Below are 7,483 nucleotides of genomic sequence, written 5' to 3'. Positions count from 1 at the left end.
TGGCTCCAGGTCGTGGCAGGTTGTTCGAGGTGCCCTTCAGTCGCGACGCGCGGCGCCCACCAACGCACGACATTGCGCAACGCGCCGGAACCGACATCCATCCCACCCTGCACGTGCCAGCCCCTGCGACACCTGCGCTGCCACTTCCCACCTGCCGCGTCCCACTCCTCGCCCGCACGTCTTACGATAGGCATCTTTGCCGAGGACTTGCCCATGCCTTCCTTCGATATCGTGTCCGAAGTCGACAAGCACGAACTGACCAATGCCGTCGACCAGGCCAACCGCGAGCTGTCGACACGCTTCGACTTCAAGGGCGTCGACGCCAAGTTCGCGCTCGACGACCAGGTCATCACGCAATCGGCGCCCAGCGATTTCCAGGTCAAGCAGATGACCGACATCCTGCGCGCGCGCCTGCTGGCCCGCGGCATCGACGTGCGCTGCCTGGAATTCGGCGACCTGGAGACCAACCTCGCCGGCGCGCGGCAGAAGATCACCGTCAAGCAGGGCATCGAACAGAAGCTGGGCAAGAAGATCGTGGCCACGCTCAAGGAAGCCAAGCTCAAGGTGGAAGCGCAGATCAACGGCGATAAGCTGCGGGTCAGCGGCAAGAAGCGCGACGACCTGCAGGATGCGATCGCGCTGCTGAAGAAGAGCGATTTCGAGCTGCCGCTGCAGTTCGACAATTTCCGCGACTGAAGCCGCCGCGCAAACGCCTCGCGCGTCATCGCCATGCCGGTGCGAGGGTGCAGGACGACCACCGCGTGGCGATGGTCGTTCTGCAGTCGACCGCGCGATATCGTCGCCACGATGCGTGAGTGCACACGGCTGCGCATCGCCTCGCCTTGCAGGGCGGCACGGCAGACAGGCGATACGCCCATGTCGCGACCTGCGCATGCCGTCCGGCCTGCGCAAGCAGGCATGCCGGCATGACCAAGCGAGCGCATCCCGGCCATTGCAGCCCATGCGAAAGCGACGCACTCCGCATCGGAACGAGACGACACCACGCAACGGCACTCCCGCCTCCGCGCCGGGACGCGGACGCCTAGCGCCGCAATTTCTTGCTAGGCACCCGCGGTGACGCCCGCGGCCAGCATCCTCCGCCCCTGCGCCACTTCGGCTTCCAGGTCGTGCGTCCAGATCCAGTCGAAGCGCTGCGCCAGCGTCTGCGCCAGCCGCGTATCGTCGGCGCCGGCCTGCGGATCGCGCAGTTCGTACAGCTCGCCGGCCTCGCGCGAGGTGCGCTGCACGCGGCAGGCGCGCGGCAGGCGCAGGCGCTCGTAGACCTGCAGCAGGGCCGGCAGATCGCCGCGCGTCAGGCCAGGCGTGGCCAGCAGTTGCGCCAGCAGATAGGCATCCTCCAGGCCCTGCCCGGCGCCGGCGCCCTGGTGCGGCAGCATCGCGTGCGCGGCATCGCCGATCAGCGCCAGCCGCCCATGCACATAGCCGGGCAGCTCGGCCAGATCGTGCAGCGCCCAGTGCGTGGGCGTGTCGATGCACTCCAGCAGCGTACGCGCCGCCTCGCCCCAGTGCGCGAACGCCTCCAGCATCTCGCGGCGGCTGGCCTCGCGTACCCAGGCCTGGCCAGCGCGCCATTGCGGCGCCGGCTCGCTGCGGTCGGAGACGAAGGCGACCACGTTGATCAGCCTTCCCTGCTTCACCGGGAAGGTCAGGATGTGCGCGTCCAGGCCCAGCAACATCTGCGGCACGTCGACCAGGTGCGCGTCCACGCCGCGGGCGGCGAAAGCGGCACGTAGCCGCGCGGCGTCGATCAGGCCGCGATAGGCGCAGGTGCCGGTGAAACGCGGTTCGGCCGGTGCATGGCCGAGCGCACGCAGCACTTCGCCGCGCATGGCGGACTTGATGCCGTCGGCGGCGATCAGCACGTCGCCTTCGTACTGGCTGCCGTCGGCGAAGCGCACGCGCGCCACGTCGGCGTCCTGCTCCACGTCGACTGCGCGTTTGCCGAACCTGGCCAGCCCGAACGGCAGGCGGGTAGCCAACGCATCGAGGAAGTCGGCGCGGTGCACCGACGACTGGCCGACGCCGGGCGCCAGGGTCTGGCCCAGCAGCCGCGCGTCCTCGCCGCGGCGCCATTCGAACCAGACGTCCTGCCATGGGGCGGGGGTGCGGTCGGCGAGTTCGGCATAGGGCTCGCCCATGCCCAGGCCGGCCAGCGCGCGTACCGCATTGGGGCCGAACGAGACGCCGGCGCCGATTTCGCCGAAGGCCGGCGCCGATTCGAACAGTTGCACGTCGAGATGGCGGTGCCGGCACAGGCCCAGGGCCAGACCGACGCCGGCGATGCCGCCGCCGACGATGCCGATGCGCAGGGGGGATGCAGGATTCATCTGGAGTCTCCGGTGGGGAATGTCAGTCGCGGCCAGCCAGCAGGATTTTCTCGGCCAGCAGCGCAGGCGCGCTGAAACACACTTCGTGGCTGCCCGGCAGGCTGACCAGACGGTAGCCGCCCAGGCGCGCGCTCAGCCGCGGATGCCAGCCGTACTCGCCCGGCGGCAATGCCACATCGTCGGTGGCATAGAGCCAGCTGCGCGGGATCTGCAGCTCGTGGAAACACTTGAGCGGTACCGCGTCGAAATGGCTGCGCGCGGGGGTCGGACTCAACTGCGCGTACGCCTGCTGCGCCTGCGCCAGATCGGCGTCGCCGATGAAGCCGTCGCGCCAGATCGGAAACGGCAGCATGATGCCGCCGTCGGCATCGACCGCGTTCTTCCACAGCGCCTGGTAATGCGGCGGCAACAGGTCGAACAGCGCCTCGCCGTCGCGCAGCACGAAGGCGTTGTGGAAGATCAGCCGCTTGCAGCGCTCCGGCTCCTCCTCGGCCAGGCGTTGCACGATGCTGCCGCCCCAGCTGTGGCCGAGCACGACCAGGTCGCGCAGGTCGTGGCGGCGCAAGTAGTCCACCACCGAGGCCACGCAGTCGGCGTGCGAGACGCGTTTGTCGGCGCCGGGGCCATGCCCGGCGATGGTCGGCGCGTGTACCTGCACGCCGCGCGCGCGCAGATGGGCGGCGACGCCGTCCCAGGCGTGGCCGTCGTGCCAGGAACCGTGCAGCAACAGATAGGTTTGCATGGGGTCGTCTCCGTGTGGCTCAGCGGAAGGTCCAGCCGAGGCCGAAAGTGAGATAGGTGAGGTCGCGGGTCCCGGCCTGCACGCCGCCGCTGGCGACCGAGCCACCCGGCGCATGGGTCACGCTGCCGGTCAGCGACAGCTGCGGCGACAGGCGCCAGGTCGCGCCCAGCGCGTAGTGGCTGTACTGCGCCAGCGGCGCCAGCACGGCCAACTGCGCCTGGCTGTCGGGGATCAGGCGGCTGCCGCGGGAATAGCCGGCCCGCAGCGACCAGGCATCGTTGAGGCGGTAGTCGGCCCCCAGGCGGAACACGCGCTGGCTACGCCAGCCGAAGCCCGGACCGTTCGGATCGCCGAACGCGCCGCCCTCATCGACGCGATTGCCGTAGGAGCGCTCGCCGGCCCAGTCGATCCACAGCCAGTCGGCCGCCACGGTCAGCGCATCGCTGGCCTGCCAGGCCAGACCGACACCGGCCTGCTGCGGCATGTTCAGACGGCCTTCCGGCAGCAGCGCACGGTAGCGCTGCATCTGGCCGAAGCGGATGCGGCTGGACCAGGTGACGCCGGCGCTCAGGCGCGGCGCGAGCTGGCCGTACCAGCCCACGGCGACACCGTACCCGTAGGCCGCATCGGCCCCGGCCGACTGGAAGCCGACCCCCTCCAGGCCGGCGACGTGCAAGCGCTGGTAGGCCAGCCGCGGCGAGATGCCCAGGTACTGGTGCTCGCCCACGCGCCAGGCCAGGGTCGGCGCGAACACCACCTGCTGCAGCTTGGACAGGGTGTTGTGGCTGCCATACACCGGAGCGCCGTAGTCCAGCGCGACGCCGTGGCCGAACACCGACACCCCCAGGCTCAGGTCGTCGTTGAGTTGATGGTTGTAGCCGGCGGTGGGCACCGGAACCAGCGCATCGTCGCCGTAGCGGTTGGGGCCGACCTGCGCGCGCACCGGCGCCGCGATCAAGGTGAGGTCGGCGTCCATGCGGTCGCCGACCGCGCCCATGCCGGCCGGGTTGTTGGCGGACGCCGCCGCGTCCAGCGGCAACGCGATCGAGGTGCCGGCCAGGCCCTGGGTCTGCGCGCCGTAGCCGGGCAGGGCCACGCCGTTGTTGGCGGCTGCGCCGCCGGACACCGCCGCCATGGTCCACAGCAGCGTGGTCCACGGCCGTGCGCGGTGCTGGTGCTTCTTGCGACGCGATGAATGGTGCAACTGTTGCATGATCGAGCCCTCCCTCCGAGCCGATGCGTGGGTGCGGCCGCCGACCGGCGGCACGCGGGGTCCGCACTGCCGTCGTGACGACCGGCAGCGCGGGATGTTGGAAACGGCACTCATCCTTTGTGCACGCGTCGGCCGACACGGCGACGCGGTACGACGCGAACGCAAGACCGTGCGCGCGACCGGTACGGACGCTCGCGACGATCGAAGCAGGAGACGACTGACCTCGGCGATGCATCCATGCGTCCGACACTGCCCCGCATCACACCAGGCGTCCAAGACCATGTCAGTCTCGTTTCATACCCTGCTGGTATGTTCATCGCGCGATGCGCGCTAGCACTGGATCTTCCGCGATGCAACATGCGCGTTCGATGGCGTGCATGCCGACGCAGCGGCAGCGTCGTCGCAGGCGCACGCCCGCATCGCTTGCGCAAACGCCAACGCCTGGACGCGCACGCACACGCGCTCTGCGCCGCCTCGGCAAGCTTGCGCATGCCAGTGTCTGCATGCCACTGGACACCCCGCGCGCCGCAGCGCACAGACAGCCAGGCACGCGCAGCGCAGCGGCGCGCGGCGCTACACGGCACGGGCTTCATCGGGCGGCGGTGCGGTCCGGCAACGCAAGGAGGGCAACGCAGACACCGCTCGGGCGCTGCACTGCGGCGCAGCCTGGCACGCGCGCCGGCCTCCCGCGTCTCGGCCGAGGCAGGCAGGATGCCGGCGAACGCGCACGGCGAGGGCGCGATCAAAAAAAACGGCACCGGCATCGCCCACGGCAGCGTGTGGCGACGTCGGTGCCGAGGCAGGCGCGACGCCTGCTGCGGGGACACGCGCGACGGCAGCGCCGTCGCCAGCGCAAGGCTCAGCTGGCCATGCGCAGGATCGGCTTGAGGGTGATGCCGCTGCTGCTGTCGGCGGCGGCCTGGTTGATGTCGCTCAACGGATAGAACTTCACCAGCTTGTCGAACGGGAAGCGGCCCTGCTGGTACAGCGTCACCAGTTGCGGAATGAACACCTGCGGCACGCTGTCGCCCTCGACGATGCCGCGGATGCTGCGTCCGCCCAGCAGCAGGTTGTTGACGTCGAAACCGGCCTTGGTGCCGAGCTTGGGTGCGCCGACCACGCCGATCGTGCCCAGGCTGGCCAACGCTTCGATGCCCGCCTCCAGCAACTGCGGACGCCCGGTGGATTCGAGCGCGAAGTCGGCGCCGCCGCCGGTGATCGCGCGCACCGCTTCCACCAGATCGCCTTCGCGGTTGTCGATCACGTGCGTGGCGCCCAGTTCCTTGGCCAGCGCCAGCCGCGACGGCACCACGTCCACGGCGATGATGCAGGCGGCGCCGGCCACGTGCGCGGCCATCACCGCGCTGAGTCCGACCGCACCGGCGCCGATCGCCATGAAGCTGCTGCCAGGACGCACCTTCAGCGCATTGATCACCGCGCCGGCTCCGGTCTGGATGCCGCAGCCCAGCGGGCCGAGCAGTTCCAGCGGCGCCTCGCGCGACACCCTGATCGCATTGTTCTCGCGCGCCAGCGCATAGGTGGCGAACGAGGACTGGGCGAAGAAGTGGTCGTGCAGCGGCTGCCCGTGCAGATCCTCGATGGCGGTATGGCCATGCGCGTCGGCACCGCCGAAGTTGCGCGGGAAGAACTCCTGGCAATACGCGGCATGCCCGCCATCGCAGGGATTGCAGTGGCCGCAGGCGCCATAGGTGAGCACCACGTGGTCGCCGACCTGCAGGCTCTTGACGTTGGGACCCAGCGCTTCGACCACGCCGGCGCCCTCATGGCCGAGCACCGCCGGCAGCGGCACCGGGTAGTACTGATCGCGCACGATCAGGTCGGTGTGGCACAGGCCGGTGGCCACCACCCGCACCAGCACCTCGTCGTCCTGCGGCGCGCGGATGCGCGCCTGCTCGATGGTGAAGGGCTGTTGCGGCGCGTGCGCGACCGCCACGGTGATCTCGCGTTTATCGGTTGCTGCGTTCATCGCACTGTCTCCTGGGGTTCAAAGCGGATAGGCGGGCGCTGCGCCCTTGACGGTCAACCACTGCCACTGGGTGAACTCTTCCAGGTTCGCCGGGCCGCCGATGCTGCTGCCGTTGCCGGAGGCGCCGACGCCGCCGAACGGATTGACCACTTCGTCGTTGACGGTCTGGTCGTTGATGTGCAGCAGGCCGGTGCGCAACTGCTCGCCCAGCGCCATTGCGCGGCCGACGTCGGCCGACAGCACCGCCATCGACAGCCCGTACTCGGTGTCGTTGGCCAGGGCCACGGCCTCGGCGTCGGTGTCGAACGGCACCACCACCGCCACCGGAGCGAAGATCTCCTCGCGGAAGGCCGGGTTGTCGGGGGTGACGTCGCTGAGCACGGTGGGCTCGAAGAACAGGTCGCGGTAGCCGCCGCCGGCGGCGACGGTTGCACCGGCCTCGCGCGCGGCCGCGACCAGGCGCGCGGCGTGATCGCGCTGGGTCGCATCGATCAACGGGCCGAGCGCGACCTCGCCGCTGGCCGGGTCGCCGACGCTCAGGCTCCTGGCCTTGGCCGCCAGCCGCTCGACGAACTGCGGGTAGAGTGCGCGCTGCACCAGCACGCGGCCGGCGGACATGCAGATCTGGCCCTGGTGCAGATACGCGCCCCAGGCGGTGTTGGCGATCGCCAGATCCAGGTCGGCATCGTCGAGCACGATCAGCGAGTTCTTGCCGCCCAGTTCCAGCGACACCTTCTTCAGATGACGGCTGGCCGCCTCGCCGACCTTGCGCCCGGCCGCGGTGGAACCGGTGAACTGGATCATCGCCACGTGCGGATCGGCGGTCAGTGCGGCGCCGGCGCCGCCATCGCCGGGCAGCACGTGCAGCACGCCGGCCGGCAGGCCGGCCAGTTCGAACAGCCGCGCGATGACCGCGCCGCCGCAGATCGCGGTGCGCGGATCGGGCTTGAGCACCACCGCGTTGCCCAGCGCCAGCGCCGGCGCCACCGCGCGCATGGCCAGGTACAGCGGGAAATTGAACGGCGCGATGACGCCGACCACGCCCAGCGGACGGCGCCGCGCCAGACTCAGGCGCCCCGCCGCGGAGGGCAGCACCTCGCCGGCGCTGCGCGACGGCAGCGCCGCCGCTTCGTGCAGGGCGGTGGCGCACAGGGCCGCTTCGAAGCCGGCCTTGCCTTGGGTGGAACCGCTCT

Annotated in this window: 6 protein-coding genes; 1 reads left to right on the top strand and 5 read right to left on the bottom strand. The window is 70.3% G+C overall.

The window, feature by feature from the left end; all coding sequences use genetic code 11:
* Window positions 1–213: 213 nt before the first annotated feature.
* Window positions 214–696 carry a YajQ family cyclic di-GMP-binding protein gene (locus D183_RS0109520; RefSeq protein ID WP_017908788.1) on the top strand — a complete coding sequence of 161 codons (483 nt, stop codon included), beginning with the start codon at window positions 214–216 and terminating at the stop codon, window positions 694–696.
* A gap of 365 nt (window positions 697–1,061) precedes the next feature.
* Here the strand turns inward: D183_RS0109520 and salA are convergent, their stop codons facing one another.
* From salA to D183_RS0109495, 5 genes are all read right to left on the bottom strand, one after another.
* A complete protein-coding gene (gene salA / locus D183_RS0109515) occupies window positions 1,062–2,348 on the bottom strand; it encodes a salicylate 1-monooxygenase (protein ID WP_017908787.1) in 1,287 nt (428 codons plus the stop codon).
* A 22-nt stretch (window positions 2,349–2,370) separates the two neighbouring features.
* The gene (locus D183_RS0109510; RefSeq protein WP_017908786.1) at window positions 2,371–3,090 is read right to left on the bottom strand and encodes an alpha/beta fold hydrolase; all 720 of its coding nucleotides are present in this window, start codon (window positions 3,088–3,090) and stop codon (window positions 2,371–2,373) included.
* 19 nt (window positions 3,091–3,109) lie between these two features.
* Window positions 3,110–4,303: an OmpP1/FadL family transporter gene (locus D183_RS0109505; protein WP_017908785.1), complete on the bottom strand. Its 1,194-nt coding sequence runs from the start codon at window positions 4,301–4,303 to the stop codon at window positions 3,110–3,112.
* An 859-nt stretch (window positions 4,304–5,162) separates the two neighbouring features.
* Complete coding sequence (locus tag D183_RS0109500; protein WP_017908784.1) at window positions 5,163–6,290, bottom strand: NAD(P)-dependent alcohol dehydrogenase; 1,128 nt, start codon at window positions 6,288–6,290, stop codon at window positions 5,163–5,165.
* Window positions 6,291–6,308: 18 nt separating this feature from the next.
* Window positions 6,309–7,483, bottom strand: a 1,175-nt coding sequence (locus tag D183_RS0109495; RefSeq protein WP_017908783.1) for a benzaldehyde dehydrogenase, incomplete at its 5' end; no start/stop codon positions are given.

It is taken from the genome of Xanthomonas sp. SHU 199, assembly GCF_000364665.1.
In the GTDB taxonomy this organism is placed as follows: domain Bacteria; phylum Pseudomonadota; class Gammaproteobacteria; order Xanthomonadales; family Xanthomonadaceae; genus Xanthomonas_A; species Xanthomonas_A sontii.
The sequence above is the reverse complement of the archived record's forward strand: the minus strand, read 5'-3'. Positions and strand labels throughout refer to the sequence as shown.

Coding starts and splice junctions, on each gene's coding strand:
- D183_RS0109520 (WP_017908788.1), top strand. CDS start 214: ATGCCTTCCTTCGATATCGTGTCCGAAGTCGACAAGCACGAACTGACC.
- salA (WP_017908787.1), bottom strand. CDS start 2,348: ATGAATCCTGCATCCCCCCTGCGCATCGGCATCGTCGGCGGCGGCATC.
- D183_RS0109510 (WP_017908786.1), bottom strand. CDS start 3,090: ATGCAAACCTATCTGTTGCTGCACGGTTCCTGGCACGACGGCCACGCC.
- D183_RS0109505 (WP_017908785.1), bottom strand. CDS start 4,303: ATGCAACAGTTGCACCATTCATCGCGTCGCAAGAAGCACCAGCACCGC.
- D183_RS0109500 (WP_017908784.1), bottom strand. CDS start 6,290: ATGAACGCAGCAACCGATAAACGCGAGATCACCGTGGCGGTCGCGCAC.